Source organism: Burkholderia sp. MS455 (assembly GCF_016899445.1).
Lineage (GTDB): Bacteria > Pseudomonadota > Gammaproteobacteria > Burkholderiales > Burkholderiaceae > Burkholderia > Burkholderia pyrrocinia_C.
The window spans coordinates 2,617,344-2,631,516 of sequence record NZ_CP041779.1 but is presented as its reverse complement, the minus strand read 5'-3'; the positions used below and the strand labels follow the sequence as shown (position 1 = coordinate 2,631,516).

Sequence of the window (14,173 nt, the reverse complement as noted above, 5' to 3'; positions counted from 1 at the left end):
CGACGTTCGATGCCGCGTGCGACGCGGCCGTTCGCAGCACCCACCCCATCACAGGATTGTCGCCATGTCCCACGCTGTTGCCGTCGCGCTGTTTCTTCATCTGCTGGCCGTTGCCGTGTGGGTGGGCGGGATGGTCTTCGCGAACTTCTGCCTGCGTCCGGCATTGTCCGACCTGTCGCCGCAGCTCCGGTTGCCGCTGATCGAAGGCGTGTTCGGCCGCTTCTTCAACTGGGTGGCGGGTTCCGTGATCGTGATCCTGCTGTCCGGCGGCTTCCTGCTCGTGGAATTCGGCGGCGCGCACGCGACATGGTCGCTGCACGCGATGGCCGGGCTCGGCGTCGTGATGATGCTGATCTTCGGGCACATCCGCTTCGCGCTGTTTCCGCGCATCCGCCGCGCGGTGCAGGCGCAGAACTGGCCGGACGGCGCGCGCGCGGTGAACGCGGTGCGCCTGCTCGTCGTCGTCAATCTCGTGCTCGGTGTCGTCACGGTCGGTGCGGCCGTGCTGTCGCGCGGCTTCTGATCTTCAGGCGCATGCCGGCGCCAACCGCGGGCGCGCCGGCATGCGCCGCTACGCGGCCAGCATCGCGTCGAGCAGCCAGGAGCCGGCCGGGCCGAGCGGGCGGTTGCGCGACCATACCGCATCCACCCGCACACGGCGCGGCCAGCCGCGTGCGCGCAGTTCGCACAGGCGATCGCGCGCGAAGTGGTCGACCATCCAGCGCGGCAGCTCGGCCCAGCCGAACCCCAGCACCGCCATCTCCAGCAGCATCAGGTAGCTCGGTGCCAGCCAGTGCTGCGTGCCGACGACGATTCGGTCGTCGGCGCTGCGGCCTTCCGTTTTCACATAGGTGTTGAGGCGCAGTTCGCGCACGTCGCGCAACGCCGCGTGCGGCACTTCCGTATCGCCGTATTCCGCAAGCGCATGCGTGCGCCCGACGAACAGCCCGATCTCCGATTCCTCCGCCACCGTCGCCGCGCCGATATCGGCCGGGTAGGCAGCGCGCGCGGCCATCAGCCCGAGCTGCGCGCGACCCTGCTGGATCAGGTCGAGCACGTCTTCGTGCTCGGCGATCTGGCATTCGAGCTCGAGCGCCGGAAAGCGCCGTTCGAGTGCCATCAACGTTTCCTCGTAGCGCTTCGACTGGTACGTATCGGACACGACGAGCGTCAGCCGTGCTTCCTCGCCGCGTGCGAGCCGCGCGGCCGTGCGGTCGATCGCCGCGCCGGCCTCGAGTGTGCGCTGCACCTGCGGCAGCAGCGCGCGCCCGGCATCGGTCAGCGTCGGTGCGCGCGTCGAGCGGTCGAACAACTGCACGCCGAGATCGATCTCGAGGTTCGCGATCGCCTCCGACACGGTCGACTGGCGCTTGCCGAGCTTGCGCGCGGCGGCCGTGAACGAGCCGAGCAGCGCGGCTTCGGCGAATGCGAGCAGGGCTTCGGGGGCGTGGCGCATGTGGCGCTCCAGACTTTGTAATATCGGTAAAACCGATGATATCAAACTGGATTCATACGGTTGCGCCGATCAAAATGACCGACATGAATGACGTAACGAATCGGAGGGAACCATGAAACAGATGAACAAAACGGTGACGGAACGGTTGCTGCATGCGCTGACGTTCGAGCTGGTCGCGATCGCGCTGTGCGCGCCGATCGGCGCGTGGCTGCTCGACATGCCGGTATCGCACGTCGGCGTGCTGACGGTGATGGTGTCGCTGATCGCGATGGCGTGGAACATGACCTTCAACACGCTGTTCGACCGCTTCGAACGGCGCGCGGGGCTGTCGCGCACGCTCGGCATGCGGATCGCGCACGCGGTCGTCTTCGAGCTCGGCCTCGTCGCGATGGTGGTGCCGGTTGCCGCGTGGTGGCTGAACGTGAGCCTCGTCGAGGCGCTGCTGCTCGACCTCGGCATCGTGCTGTTCTTCCTGCCCTACACGTTCTGCTTCAACCTCGCGTACGACGCGCTGCGCGCCCGCTGGATGGCACGCCGGGTCGCGGTGCAGGCGGGGTGAAGCCGCCTGGTGCCGGTGAGTGCCGGTCGAGTCCGGTAGAGTGACGGCCGCCCGTCAGCGCGCGGCCCACAGCCACACGCCGCAGACAACCGCGACCGCGCCGTAGACGGCATAGACGGGCACCCTGAGGCGCGTGAAGCACAGCGTCGCGAACGCGCCCGTCAGCCAGTAAATCGGGTCGGCCGGCTCGCGATGCAGAATCTTCACGACGGCGACGACGAGAAAGCCCGTCGTCGCCGCGCGCAACAGGCGCATCCCGTGCTCGAAGCGCGAATGGCGCTTGAGCCGGGACAGGTGGTTCTGAGCAAACACGACGAGACAACCCGACGGAATGAACAGCGCGGCCGTGGCGAGCAGCGCGCCGACCCAGCCGTCGGTCAGGTAGCCGAGAAACGGCACGACGTTCAGCAGCGGTCCCGGCGCCACGGGGGACAGCGCGAACGCCAGCGTGAAGTCGTGATCGGAGATGCCCGTGGCCGGCGAGACGAACAGCGTCTTGAGCACCGGCAGCGCGGAGAAGCCGCCGCCGAACAGCGTCATGCCGGCGCCCGCGAGGCGCGGCCACAGCAGTTGCTCCTGGTAATCGCCTGGCAGCGGCACGGCGAACAACGCGACGAGCACGCCGAGCAGCACGAGCAGGTTGCGGTCGCGTCTCGACAGCGTGAAATCGACCGCGTCGCGTTGCGTCGGCCCGGTCAGCCAGCCCGCTGCAAACGCAGCGAAAAGAATCCCGACGAAAGCGGCCGGACTATGCGCGAACGCGAGCAGAATCGTCGACAGCGCGGCGATCGCCTGTTCGAGCCGCGTGCGCGCGAGCATGCGCAACTGCTTGACCCACGTGATGCCGATCAGCGCGGCGAGCACCATCCCGAAGTGATTGATCAGCATCGGCGCGGCAAGCGAGCGCACGAGCGGCGTGCGATAGAAGATCGCGAACAGCGTCATCAGGATGGAAAACGGCAGCACGCTCGCGAGGCCGGCGACCCATGCGCCGGCGCGACCGTGCAGCGTCTGGCCGACCTGCACCGCAACATTGCAGCCGACGGGACCCGGCACGAGCCACGCGAGCGCGACGAGATCGCCGAATACGTGCGGTTCGATGCGCTGCAGCCGTTCCACGTAATGGCGTTCGAGTTGCGCCATCATCGAAAGCCCGCCCCACGAGATCGCCGAAATGCCGGCGACGACCTTGAACAAGGTCCATAGGGATGCCGGTGCCTCTTCGACACGAGCGGTCACTTCGACTTCGACGGTTGTCATGATTGTGGTGTTGGCGCAGGCCAGATCTCGCGCGTATAGACGCTGACGGCGGCCCGCCGATACGTTGGCCCTCCCGATTGTCCGCCGCGCATCGCGACACTGCCATGCGCGGAAACGCTAATTAATAAACTGAAGAATAAGATCGGAAAACGAAATAATTGTGGCAGCGCGCAACGAGTGCCACGGCTGTGCAGCCGCAGCCGCGGTGCACTCAGGCGCCGGTGCTGCCCGTCGCGCGGTGCGCGATGACGTTCGGATGGTCGCCGCGCACGCCGAAGCGCGCGATCAGCGCGGGAATCGCGTCGGCCGGCACCGGGCGAGAGAACAGGAAGCCCTGCGCCTCGATCTCGCCGAGCGCGGACAGCCACGTGATCTGCTCCTCGGTTTCCGTGCCTTCGACGACGACGGTCAGGCCGAGCGAGCGCGCGAGATGCACGATCGACGACACCATCACGCACACGCTGCGATCGGTCGGGATCGCCTGCACGAACGAGCGGTCGACCTTCAGCGTGTCGACGGAGAAGCGGTGCAGGTACGACAGCGACGAATAGCCGGTGCCGAAATCGTCGAGTGCGATCCGGATGCCGAGCTTCTTCAGCGCGACGATCTTCTCGGACACGAGTTCCGGATATTCCATCATCGCGGTTTCGGTGATCTCGAGTTCGAGCCGGTTCGCGTCGATGCCGGTTTCCTGCAGCGTGCTCGAGATCGTCTCGATCAGGTCGCCGCGCCAGAACTGCACGGGCGAGATGTTGACCGCGAGCGTCAGCGTGTCGTGGCCCTCGTCGCGCCAGCGCGCGATCTGCTCGCACGCGGTGCGGATCACGAAGTCGCCGATCGGCACGATCAGGCCCGTCGATTCGGCGATCGAAATGAATTCGTTCGCGGAAATGATCCCGTGCTCGGGGTGGTCCCAGCGCGCGAGCGCCTCGAAGCCGGTGATGGTGCGGTGCGTGAGGTCGATCTTCGGCTGGTATGCGAGGAACAGCTGCCCCTCGGCGAGCGCGACGCGCAATTGCTGTTCCCAGCGCATCAGGTGGTCGGCACGGTGCGACAGGTGCGGCGCATAGAACTGGTAGCAGTTCTTGCCGGCGTCCTTCGCGCTGTACATCGCGAGGTCGGCCTTCTTCAGCAGGTCGATCTCGCTCTCGTTCGCGACGGAGTGCAGCGCGATGCCGATGCTCGCATGCAGCACGAACGAACTGCCGCGCACGTCGAACGGCTCGGCGAACATCCGGATGATCGCTTCGGCGAGGTGCACCGCGCGCCGCTCGACGTCGTCGCCCTTCATCACGACGACGAACTCGTCGCCGCCGATGCGCGCGAGCGAGCCTTCGTCGCCGACCGCATCGGACAGGCGCGACGCGGTCATCTGCAGCACGATGTCGCCGGCGTTGTGGCCGAGCGTGTCGTTGACGGTCTTGAAGTTGTCGAGATCGATGAACAACAGGCCGAGCCGCGACAGGCTCGCCGGCATCGACACGTCGTTGCGCAGCCCGCGCAGCGTCGCATAGCGGTTCGCGAGGCCGGTGAGCAGGTCGAATTCCGCCAGCTGCGTCATCTCGCGCTCGCGGCCGAGCAGCTTGCCGATCAGGCCCGTCGCGACGCCGAAGAACGCGAGCATCGCGAGCGTGATGAAGCTCGTCATCAGCAGGTAGACGTTGCGCGTGTGGTAGTAATCCGCGAATTCCTCGGTCTGCGACAGCCCGACCATCACCGCGAGCGGGTAGCCGTCGAGGTGGCGGTACGACACGATGCGCGTCACGCCGTCGATCGGGTCGATGATGGTGCCCGTCACGCGCTCGGCGATCGGGTAGACGCCCGATGCCGAAAACGCGCCCGGCGCGTTGCTGAGCGAGCCCGTGCGCCGCGCGAGCACGCCGCCCGTGTCGGACACGACCGCGATCACGCCTTCCTTGCCGATCGCCGCGTTGTTGTAGAAGTCGTTCGTGAAATAGCTCGGGTCTTCCGACACGACGACGATGCCCGCGAAGCTGCCGTCCGGGTTGTTCAGGCGCCGCGTCATCTGCAGCGTCCAGTGGCTCGACACGCGGCCGAGCACGGGCTTGCTGATATAGAGGCGGTCGTCGTTGTGCGCGAGGTGGACCTTGAAGTGCTCGCGATCGGACAGGTTGATCGGCTGCGGATGGATTTCGGCGGTGTTCGCGAACAGGATGCCCCTGGCGTTGACGAGCGACACCTGGATCAGCGTGTCGCTCGGCACGACGCCTTTCTCGACGGTGCTCGCGAGATTGAAGCGCGCGGGCGACTTCTCGAACTCGAACTTGACGAAGCGGGTGATCTGGTCGACCTGGTGGATCGCCTTGACCGTATGCTGCTCGAGCGCGGAGGACAGGATCGCCGCGGACGCCGCGGCTTCCTTGTACGCGCTGTCCTTCTCGACCGACAGACGCGCGACGATCACGGCCCACAGCAGCGCAAGCGCCAGCATCCCGAGCAGCGGGATCGCGAATAGCGCACGCCGGCGCGATTTGCGCGGCGCGCGCAGCGGCCGGGTAGGCGGCGTAGGGTTGGACCGGGCGGAGCTCATCGAAGAGGGTGGCGTCCTGCTCGCGTGCGCCATCCGTCGGGATGGCCGGCTATGGTTCGGGTCGCCCCGGCGTCTGTTCGTTCGCGGGATGCGCAACCATCGACAGACCTCCGAAACAACGGATTAGGCCCGATATTACTGGCTGGAGGGTTTTTGCGATAGTTGGGCGAATCGGAGGGGCGCCGGACGGGCCGGCGCCATCGCACATCGCGAAATGTCAGTCAGGTGACCGGAACGTGCCGTCGACGACCGTGACGGTGTGGCCGCCGATCCACGTCGTGCCGTCCTCGTCGTAGCTGACGAAGATGCGGCCGTCGCGGCCGATCGCCGTGCCCTGGCGGGCCGTATACGATCTGCCGGGGCGGCGTTCCTGCCGCGTCAGCAGCCCGGCCAGCGCGGCGTTGGCGCTGCCCGTGACGGGGTCCTCGCCGACGCCGAAGCCGCCGCCCGTCATCAGGCAGCGGATTTCGAACGTGGCGGGGCCGCCGTCGGCGTGCGGCGCATAGACCGCGAGGCCGTGCGTGCCGTAGCGGTGCGTGATCGCTTCCAGCGCGGCCGGATCGGGCGACAGGCCGATGCATGCGTCGGCCGACGTCAGCCGCACGACCAGCCACGGCGCGCCGTTGTCGACCGCGCACGGCTGCGCATCCAGGTCGAGCGCGTCGCTGCGCAACGCGGCAGCCAGCGCCGCGTAGTCCGAACGGTCGAGCGGCGTGACGCGTGCCGGCGGCGCGGCGAACGCCCAGCCGTTGGCCTGCTCGCGCAGCGCGACCCGGCCGACCCCGCACTGCTGGATCAGCCGGCCCGGCGTGCGCGGCCGCGCGCCGCTTTCCAGGAACGCATGCGCGGTGCCGAGCGTCGGGTGGCCGGCGAACGGCAGTTCGCCGCCCGGCGTGAAGATTCGCACGCGGTAGTCGGCTTCCGGATCGGTCGGGGTGCAGACGAACGTCGTCTCCGACAGGTTGGTCCAGCGGGCGATCGCGAGCATGTCGTCGTCGCCGAGCGAATCGGCGTCGAACACCACGGCGAGCGGGTTGCCCTTGAACGGTACCGACGTGAACACGTCGACCTGCTTGAAGCGGACGAGATGACCGGGCATCGCGCTGCGCCCGTTACGCGACTTCGGCGATCAGCTCGATCTCGACGCACGCGCCGAGCGGGATCTGCGCGACGCCGAAGGCCGAGCGTGCGTGCTTGCCCGCATCGCCGAACACTTCGGCGATCAGCTCCGACGCGCCGTTCGTCACGATGTGCTGTTCGGTGAAGTCGAGCGTCGAGTTGACGAGGCTCATCAGCTTGACGATGCGCGTGACCTTGTTCAGGTCGCCGGTGTGCGCGTGCAGCGTGGCGAGCAGGTCGATCGCGATCGAGCGCGCGGCCGCCTTGCCGTCTTCCGTCTGCAGATCCGCGCCAAGCTTGCCGGCCCAGACCTTGCCGTCCTTCTTCGCGATGTGGCCCGACAGGTAGACCGTATTGCCGCTTTGCGCGCTCATCACGTAGGCGGCGGCCGGTGCGCCGGCGGTCGGGAGCTCGATGCCGAGCGACTTCAGTTTGTCGTAGACGTTAGCCATGCGTTCGATTCCTCTTAGAGAGTCGTGACAGGAAAAGGGTGGGATCAGAGGCGCTCGCGCAGCAGCTTGCCGAGGCGAGCTACGCCTTCCTCGATCTTCTCGGGCGGCACCGTGACGAACGACAGGCGCAGCGTGTTCGGCTGCGCATCGTTCGCGAAGAACGGTGCGCCCGGCACGAAGGCGACGTGGTTGTCGACGGCCGTGGCGAGCAGCTTCATGCTGTCGATCTGCGCGGGCAGGTTCACCCAGATGAACATCCCGCCTTCCGGGCGGTTCCACGTGACGCCTTCCGGCATGTGGCGTGCCAGCGCGCCGAGCATCGCGTCGCATTGCGCGCTGTACAGCTCGCGGATCGTCGGGATGTGTTCGTCGAGGAAGCCGTCCTTGATCACTTCGTGCGCGATGCGCTGCGTCAGCGTCGGCGTGTGCAGGTCGGTGGCCTGCTTGGCCTGTACGAGCTTGAAGTGGAGTTCCTCGGGGGCAATGATGTAGCCGATCCGCAGGCCCGGTGCGAGCACCTTCGAGAACGTGCCGAGGTGCACGACGTGGTCGGGCGCCATCGACAACATCGTCGGCAGCGGCTCGCCGCGGTAGTTCAGCGCGCCGTACGGATCGTCTTCCAGCACCGGGAACGGGCTCGTCTGCGCGAACGCGGCGAGCGCGCGGCGGCGCTCGACGGGCAGGCGGCGGCCGGTCGGGTTCTGGAAGTTCGGCTGCGCGTACAGGAGGCGCGCGCCTCGCGTGAGTTCGGGTGTGAGGCCTTCCGGCAGCAGGCCCTGCTCGTCGGTCGGCACCTGCACGTAGCGCGGCTCGTACAGCGAGAACGACTGCAGCGCGCCGAGGTAGGTCGGCGTTTCGACGAGGATCGGGCTGCCCGGATCGATAAGCGCCTTGCCGAGCAGGTCGAGCGCCTGCTGCGAGCCGGTCGTGATCAGCACCTGCGACACGCGTACGCTGTAGCGCTCGGCGATCCACTCGCGCAGCGGCAGGTAGCCTTCGGTCGCGCTGTACTGGAGCGCGGCGGCCGGCGCGTCGCGCAGCACGCGGTCGGCGGCGGCGCGCATGCGCTCGGCCGGGAACGTCGCGGGGGCGGGCAGGCCGCCGGCGAACGAGATGACCTCGGGGCGTTCCGTGACCTTCAGGATCTCGCGGATCGCAGAGCTCGTCAGCTTGCGGGCGCGTTCGGAAAGCTGCCAGTGCGGCGGATGCAGGTCGCTCGGATTCATAGTCTCCTCGTTCGGATATCGTGGTCAGTCAAGAAAGGTCGTTCGGGCGGATCGCTTCGACGCTTCCGGGTAGGCATGCGCGAGCGCGGTCGAGCCTTCGCGGCTGGGTGGGCAAAACCGATCAGGCAAAACAGTCATTATGGCGCACCTGTTCAGCCGGCGCGAGCCGGTTGCGCGGTGGTGGCGACCGCCGAGCGGCGCCCGAGCACCACGGTGGCGATCACGGCGGCCGCGAACAGCCACGTCGACGGCGTGACCGTTTCGCCGAACAGCAGCGCGGAAAATGCAATCGTGAAGAAAATCTGCAGCAGCTGCACCTGGCCGACGCGCGCGATGCCGCCCATCGCGAGCCCCGCGTACCACGCGAAGAAGCCGATGAACTGCGAAAAGAGGGTCACGTAGCCGAACGCGAGCCACGTGCGCAGCGCGAGCGGGCCCGGATGCGCGGCATGCTGCAGCCACGCGAGCCAGCCGACCGGCAGCACGAGGAACGGCGCGGACACGACGAGCGCCCAGCAGATCACCTGCCAGCCGCCGATCTGGCGCGCGAGGCGCGCGCCTTCCGCATAGCCGAGCGCGCCGATGCCGACCGCGACGAGCATCAGCGCGTCGCCGGCCTGCACGGTGCCGCCGCCGTCGCGCAGCGCGAATGCGATCACGAGCGCGCTGCCGGCCACCGCGCTGGCCCAGAACGCCTTCGACGGCCGCTCGTGCGACAGCCATGCCGCATACAGCGCGACGAACAGCGGCTGCAGCCCGTTGACGACCGCGCCGTGCGAGGCCGGTACGGATTTCATCGCCCACGCGGAGAACACCGGATACGCGATGATCACGCCGGCCGACGTGATCGCGAGGCTTTTCAGCTGCGCGCGCGTCGGCAGCGGCTCGCGGCGCCACCACAGCAGCAGGCCGGCCGGCACGGCGGCGGCGAGCGCGCGGCCGAGCCCGTTGAGCAGCGGATTGAGTTCGGACACGACGATGCGCGTCATCGGCAGCGTCAGGCTGAAGATCATCACGCCGATCAGGCCGAGCAGCATGCCCCGGGTTTCGCGCGAATTCATGTCGAAGGTGTCTCCGAATTGCAGGGTGGTTGTAATGGACGGGCTTTCAGCGCAGCGAGCGTGAGCCCTGCGGCGTATCGAATTCGGCGACCAGCGCGGGCGGGCCGTCGCCGGTTTCCAGGTCGAGCAGGTGGGCGGCGCCGAGCCAGTCGAGCTGCTCGCGGATGACCTCCGCGCGCGGGTGGGCGCCCTTGAGCGACTTCAGCGCGATACCGTCGTTCGGCAGCGATTCGGCCGGATGGCGCGGGCTGTCCCACTGGATCAGCGACGGCACGAGGCCGTCGCCCGCACCCTGCCATGCGGGGAGCGCGCCGTCGTCGGGCACCGTGAGGCCCCAGCTCAGGTCGCCGCGTCGCATCGCGACGACGGGCGGGATGCGGGCCGGGTACTGGCTCTGCCACAGCGCGAGCTGGCGCGGGCGGTCGACGCGCGCAACCCAGTGCGCGAGAAACGGGCCCTGCGCGAGCCGGGCGTGCATCGCCGGATCGTCGAGCCCGAACAGCCGCGCGCGCGGCGGCCCTGCACCGTCGTCCGGGGCGGGGGCATCGGGGTCGATCGCGATCACTTCGAGGTAGAGCCCGCCCCATGCGCCGAACAGCGCATTGTGGGTCCGCATCAGCGGGTGGCGGCCGCCGCCGGCCGGTTCGATGCCGAGCGCGTCGGCGACATGGCGCACGCCTTCGTCGAGCGTGCGCGCGGCGATCACGAGATGGTCGAGTGTCAGGGAACGGGCTGGCATGAACGTCGGTCGGGGAGCGAAAGTGTCATGGTAGGCGGGCGTTGCGCCGGGCGGTTGCCGGACCGGCCGGCGCACGGGCCGCGGATCAGGCCGGCCGGCGCGGCTCCAGGTGCGGCGGGGCCGGAACGGCGGCCGCACGGTCGCCATTGCGGTCAACTGTAATCGTCGGCACCGGCACAGTAACGGTACAATCGGCGCGATAGCCTTCGGTACAGTTGGAGTTGCCGCCTCATGTCCACCGTCCCCCTCGCCCAGATTCCCGTGCCGCACGATACGGCCACGCTCACGCTCGTCGACCAGCTGGTCCAGTGGGCCCGGCGGCGCATCGACGAGCGCGTGTTCCGTCCCGGCATGCGGATGCCGTCGATCCGCAAGCTCGCGCTCGACAAGAGCGTGTCGCGCTTTACCGTCGTCGAGGCGTACGAGCGCCTCGTCGCGCAGGGTTACCTCGACTCGCGGCGCGGCTCCGGCTTCTACGTGCGCGAGCGCACGGCCGGCCCGCAGCCGGTCGACAACGTGGCGCGCGTATCCGAAGCCGCGCCCGTGCACAACACGATCGACGTCGTCTGGCTGCTGCGCAACATGCTGCACACCGTCAGCCCGGAAAAGGGGCCCGGTCTCGGCTACCTGCCGGGCCGCTGGCTCGACGGCGAGCTGATCACCGGCGCGCTGCGCGCGCTCGGGCGCCAGTCCGGCGCGCAGATGCTCGGCTTCGGCACCGCGCAGGGTTTCCTGCCGCTGCGCCAGCAACTGCAGACGCGCCTCGCCGAAGTCGAGATCGGCGCGACGCCTGACCAGCTCGTGCTGGTATCGGGGATCACGCAGGCAATCGACCTGATCTCGCGGATCTATGTTCGGCCGGGCGACGCGGTGATCGTCGGTGATCCCGCGTGGTTCCAGATGTTCGGCCGCTTCGCGTCGCAGGGCGCACAGCTCGTCGGGATGCCGTACACGCCGGACGGCCCCGATCTCGACGCGCTCGAGACGCTCGTGCAGATGTGGCGACCGAAGATGCTCGTGATCAACTCGGTGCTGCAGAACCCGACCGGCACGTCGCTGTCGGCCGCGCAGGCATTCCGGATCCTGAAGCTCGCGGAGGCGTACGACTTCCTCGTCGTCGAGGACGACGTGTACGGCGACCTGTGCCCGCCGAGCTATCCGGCCACGCGGCTCGCGAGCCTCGACCAGCTGAAGCGCGTGATCTACCTCGGCAGCTATTCGAAGACGCTCGCGGCGAACCTGCGGGTCGGCTACGTCGCGTGCGCGCCGGAGATCGCGAAGGCGGTCACCGACCAGAAGATGCTGGTCGGGATGACGACGCCCGAGCTCAACGAGCGCGTGCTTTACAAGATCCTGACCGAGGGGCATTACCGGCGCCATGTCGAACGGCTGCGCGCGCGGCTCGACGGCGTGCGCGACAAGACCGCGCGGATGCTCGAACGCACCGGGCTGGGGCTCTTCGCGATGCCGGCGGCCGGGATGTTCCTGTGGGCCGACACGGGCGTCGATTCGGACGCGCTCGCGGCCGCCGCGCACGAAGAGGGGTTCCTGCTGACGCCCGGCAGCCTGTTTTCGCCGCAGCAGTCGCCGTCGACGTGGACACGCTTCAACGTCGCGAACTGCGGCGATCCGGCGTTGCCGGGGTTTCTCGCGCGCTATATCGATTCGGCGGTGCGGCGCGCGTCGTGACGCGGCGCGGCACGCCGGCCCTTGAAATCGGGCGCACCGGCCCCAGATAGGCGCGCGAACCGCCGGCGCCGGGCGGTCGCCCGTGCGCGGGCCTCGCGGCATCGCGCGCCGGCCGCCTGCGCCACACCATTCAAGTTCAAGTAAGAGGAAACAATATCCATGGCACATGAAACGATGAGCTTTCAGGCAGAGGTCAAGCAACTCCTCCACCTGATGATCCATTCGCTCTACAGCAACAAGGAAATCTTCCTGCGCGAACTGGTGTCGAACGCGTCCGACGCGGCCGACAAGCTGCGTTTCGAGGGGCTCGCGGACAACGCGCTGTACGAGAACGATCCGAACCTGCGCATCCGCATCGGCTACGACAAGGCCGCGCGCACGATCACGATCGACGACAACGGCATCGGCATGAGCCGCGACGAGGCGATCGCGAACCTCGGCACGATCGCGCGTTCGGGCACCAAGGAATTCTTCACGAAACTGTCCGGCGACCAGCAGAAGGACGCGGCGCTGATCGGCCAGTTCGGCGTCGGCTTCTACTCGGGCTTCATCGTCGCGGACAAGATCACCGTCGAGACGCGCCGCGCGGGCCTGCCGGCGAACGAAGCCGTGCGCTGGGAAAGCGCGGGCGAGGGCGATTTCACGATCGACGCGATCGAGCGCGCGCAGCGCGGCACGACGATCACGCTGCATCTGCGCGAAGGCGAGGACGAGCTGCTGTCGTCGCACCGCCTGAAGTCGATCATCCAGAAGTACTCCGACCACATCGCGCTGCCGATCCTGATGCAGAAGGAAGAATGGGATCAGGAAAAGGGCGAGATGGTCCTGAAGGACGAGGACGAGACCGTCAACCAGGCGAGCGCGCTGTGGACGCGTTCGAAGAGCGACATCACCGACGAGCAGTACACGCAGTTCTACCAGCACGTCGCGCACGACCACCAGGATCCGCTCACGTGGACGCACAACCGCGTCGAGGGCCGCAGCGAATACACGCAACTGCTGTTCGTGCCGTCGCACGCGCCGTTCGACCTGTGGAACCGCGACTATCGCGGCGGCCTGAAGCTGTACGTGAAGCGCGTGTTCATCATGGACGACGCCGAGCAACTGCTGCCGCAATACCTGCGTTTCGTGAAGGGCGTCGTCGATTCGGCCGACCTGCCGCTGAACGTGTCGCGCGAGATCCTGCAGGAAAGCCGCGACGTGAAGGCGATCCGCGAAGGCGTGACGAAGCGCGCGCTGTCGATGCTCGAAGAGCTCGCGAACGCGGAAGAGGATGCCGGCAAGGAAAAGTACAAGACGTTCTGGGGCGCGTTCGGCCAGGTGCTGAAGGAAGGCCTCGGCGAGGATCACGCGAACCGCGAGCGCATCGCGAAGCTGCTGCGCTTCGCGTCGACGCACGGCGACACCGACGCGCAGGACGTGTCGCTCGCCGACTACGTGTCGCGCATGAAGCCCGAGCAGAGCAAGATCTACTACGTGACGGCCGATACGTGGCAGGCCGCGAAGAACAGCCCGCATCTCGAAGTGTTCCGCAAGAAGGGCGTCGAGGTGCTGCTGCTGACCGACCGCGTCGACGAATGGATGCTGTCGTTCCTCAACGAGTTCGACGGCAAGCCGCTCGCGAGCGTCGCGCGCGGCGACCTCGATCTCGGCGAACTGAACGACGAAGAGAAGAAGGCGCAGGAACAGGCGGGCGAGGCGATCAAGCCCGTGGTCGAGAAGATGAAGGAAGCGCTCGGCGACAGGGTGAAGGAAGTACGCGTCACGTTCCGCCTGACCGATTCGCCGTCGTGCCTCGTCGCGGACGACAACGACATGAGCGGCTACCTGCAGCGGATGCTGAAGGCGGCCGGCCAGAACGCGCCGGCGATGCAGCCGATCCTCGAGATCAACCCCGAGCATGCGCTCGTGAAACAGCTGAACGCCGACAGCGCGGATTTCGGCGACTGGTGCCATCTGCTGTTCGACCAGGCGCTGCTGGCAGAAGGCGGCATGCTCGACGATCCGGCGAGCTTCGTGAAGCGGACCAACGCGCTGCTGCTGTCGCGCGCCGCGTGAACG

The 14,173-nt window shown here is 67.8% G+C and carries 12 protein-coding genes; 4 read left to right on the top strand and 8 right to left on the bottom strand.

The window, feature by feature from the left end:
- Nucleotides 1-64: 64 nt before the first annotated feature.
- Nucleotides 65-523 carry a CopD family protein gene (locus FPJ27_RS31225; protein ID WP_047898700.1) on the top strand — a complete coding sequence of 153 codons (459 nt, stop codon included), beginning with the start codon at nucleotides 65-67 and terminating at the stop codon, nucleotides 521-523.
- Between the two features lie 48 nt (nucleotides 524-571).
- Here the strand turns inward: FPJ27_RS31225 and FPJ27_RS31220 are convergent, their stop codons facing one another.
- Nucleotides 572-1,456, bottom strand: coding sequence for a LysR family transcriptional regulator (locus tag FPJ27_RS31220; RefSeq protein WP_034184790.1), 885 nt, complete (start codon nucleotides 1,454-1,456; stop codon nucleotides 572-574).
- A gap of 112 nt (nucleotides 1,457-1,568) precedes the next feature.
- Between FPJ27_RS31220 and FPJ27_RS31215 the strand changes: the two genes are divergently transcribed.
- Nucleotides 1,569-2,015: a multidrug/biocide efflux PACE transporter gene (locus tag FPJ27_RS31215; protein WP_072440835.1), complete on the top strand. Its 447-nt coding sequence runs from the start codon at nucleotides 1,569-1,571 to the stop codon at nucleotides 2,013-2,015.
- A 54-nt stretch (nucleotides 2,016-2,069) separates the two neighbouring features.
- Here the strand turns inward: FPJ27_RS31215 and FPJ27_RS31210 are convergent, their stop codons facing one another.
- From FPJ27_RS31210 to FPJ27_RS31180, 7 genes are all read right to left on the bottom strand, one after another.
- Nucleotides 2,070-3,275, bottom strand: a complete 1,206-nt coding sequence (locus tag FPJ27_RS31210; RefSeq protein ID WP_204424032.1) for a chromate transporter — start codon at nucleotides 3,273-3,275, stop codon at nucleotides 2,070-2,072.
- 211 nt (nucleotides 3,276-3,486) lie between these two features.
- On the bottom strand, nucleotides 3,487-5,826 hold the full coding sequence (locus tag FPJ27_RS31205) for an EAL domain-containing protein (protein ID WP_204424029.1): 2,340 nt from the start codon (nucleotides 5,824-5,826) through the stop codon (nucleotides 3,487-3,489).
- A gap of 217 nt (nucleotides 5,827-6,043) precedes the next feature.
- Nucleotides 6,044-6,925 carry a PhzF family phenazine biosynthesis protein gene (locus FPJ27_RS31200; RefSeq protein ID WP_204424026.1) on the bottom strand — a complete coding sequence of 294 codons (882 nt, stop codon included), beginning with the start codon at nucleotides 6,923-6,925 and terminating at the stop codon, nucleotides 6,044-6,046.
- A gap of 13 nt (nucleotides 6,926-6,938) precedes the next feature.
- A complete protein-coding gene (locus tag FPJ27_RS31195) occupies nucleotides 6,939-7,397 on the bottom strand; it encodes a RidA family protein (RefSeq protein WP_034208050.1) in 459 nt (152 codons plus the stop codon).
- Nucleotides 7,398-7,441: 44 nt separating this feature from the next.
- A complete protein-coding gene (locus FPJ27_RS31190; protein WP_204424023.1) occupies nucleotides 7,442-8,623 on the bottom strand; it encodes a PLP-dependent aminotransferase family protein in 1,182 nt (393 codons plus the stop codon).
- 152 nt (nucleotides 8,624-8,775) lie between these two features.
- A complete protein-coding gene (locus tag FPJ27_RS31185) occupies nucleotides 8,776-9,684 on the bottom strand; it encodes a DMT family transporter (protein WP_204424020.1) in 909 nt (302 codons plus the stop codon).
- A gap of 46 nt (nucleotides 9,685-9,730) precedes the next feature.
- Complete coding sequence (locus FPJ27_RS31180) at nucleotides 9,731-10,423, bottom strand: VOC family protein (RefSeq protein ID WP_204424018.1); 693 nt, start codon at nucleotides 10,421-10,423, stop codon at nucleotides 9,731-9,733.
- A gap of 231 nt (nucleotides 10,424-10,654) precedes the next feature.
- Here FPJ27_RS31180 and FPJ27_RS31175 point away from each other — a divergent pair, with 231 nt between their 5' ends.
- Nucleotides 10,655-12,112: a PLP-dependent aminotransferase family protein gene (locus FPJ27_RS31175; RefSeq protein ID WP_072440824.1), complete on the top strand. Its 1,458-nt coding sequence runs from the start codon at nucleotides 10,655-10,657 to the stop codon at nucleotides 12,110-12,112.
- A 159-nt stretch (nucleotides 12,113-12,271) separates the two neighbouring features.
- Entirely contained in the window at nucleotides 12,272-14,170 is a 1,899-nt protein-coding gene (gene htpG / locus FPJ27_RS31170) for a molecular chaperone HtpG (RefSeq protein ID WP_204424016.1), read from the top strand.
- Nucleotides 14,171-14,173 lie beyond the last annotated feature (3 nt).

Bases quoted from the DNA above. Each gene is read 5' to 3' on its own strand.
- FPJ27_RS31225 (WP_047898700.1), top strand. From the start codon at position 65: ATGTCCCACGCTGTTGCCGTCGCGCTGTTTCTTCATCTGCTGGCCGTT.
- FPJ27_RS31220 (WP_034184790.1), bottom strand. From the start codon at position 1,456: ATGCGCCACGCCCCCGAAGCCCTGCTCGCATTCGCCGAAGCCGCGCTG.
- FPJ27_RS31215 (WP_072440835.1), top strand. From the start codon at position 1,569: ATGAAACAGATGAACAAAACGGTGACGGAACGGTTGCTGCATGCGCTG.
- FPJ27_RS31210 (WP_204424032.1), bottom strand. From the start codon at position 3,275: ATGACAACCGTCGAAGTCGAAGTGACCGCTCGTGTCGAAGAGGCACCG.
- FPJ27_RS31205 (WP_204424029.1), bottom strand. From the start codon at position 5,826: ATGAGCTCCGCCCGGTCCAACCCTACGCCGCCTACCCGGCCGCTGCGC.
- FPJ27_RS31200 (WP_204424026.1), bottom strand. From the start codon at position 6,925: ATGCCCGGTCATCTCGTCCGCTTCAAGCAGGTCGACGTGTTCACGTCG.
- FPJ27_RS31195 (WP_034208050.1), bottom strand. From the start codon at position 7,397: ATGGCTAACGTCTACGACAAACTGAAGTCGCTCGGCATCGAGCTCCCG.
- FPJ27_RS31190 (WP_204424023.1), bottom strand. From the start codon at position 8,623: ATGAATCCGAGCGACCTGCATCCGCCGCACTGGCAGCTTTCCGAACGC.
- FPJ27_RS31185 (WP_204424020.1), bottom strand. From the start codon at position 9,684: ATGAATTCGCGCGAAACCCGGGGCATGCTGCTCGGCCTGATCGGCGTG.
- FPJ27_RS31180 (WP_204424018.1), bottom strand. From the start codon at position 10,423: ATGCCAGCCCGTTCCCTGACACTCGACCATCTCGTGATCGCCGCGCGC.
- FPJ27_RS31175 (WP_072440824.1), top strand. From the start codon at position 10,655: ATGTCCACCGTCCCCCTCGCCCAGATTCCCGTGCCGCACGATACGGCC.
- htpG (WP_204424016.1), top strand. From the start codon at position 12,272: ATGGCACATGAAACGATGAGCTTTCAGGCAGAGGTCAAGCAACTCCTC.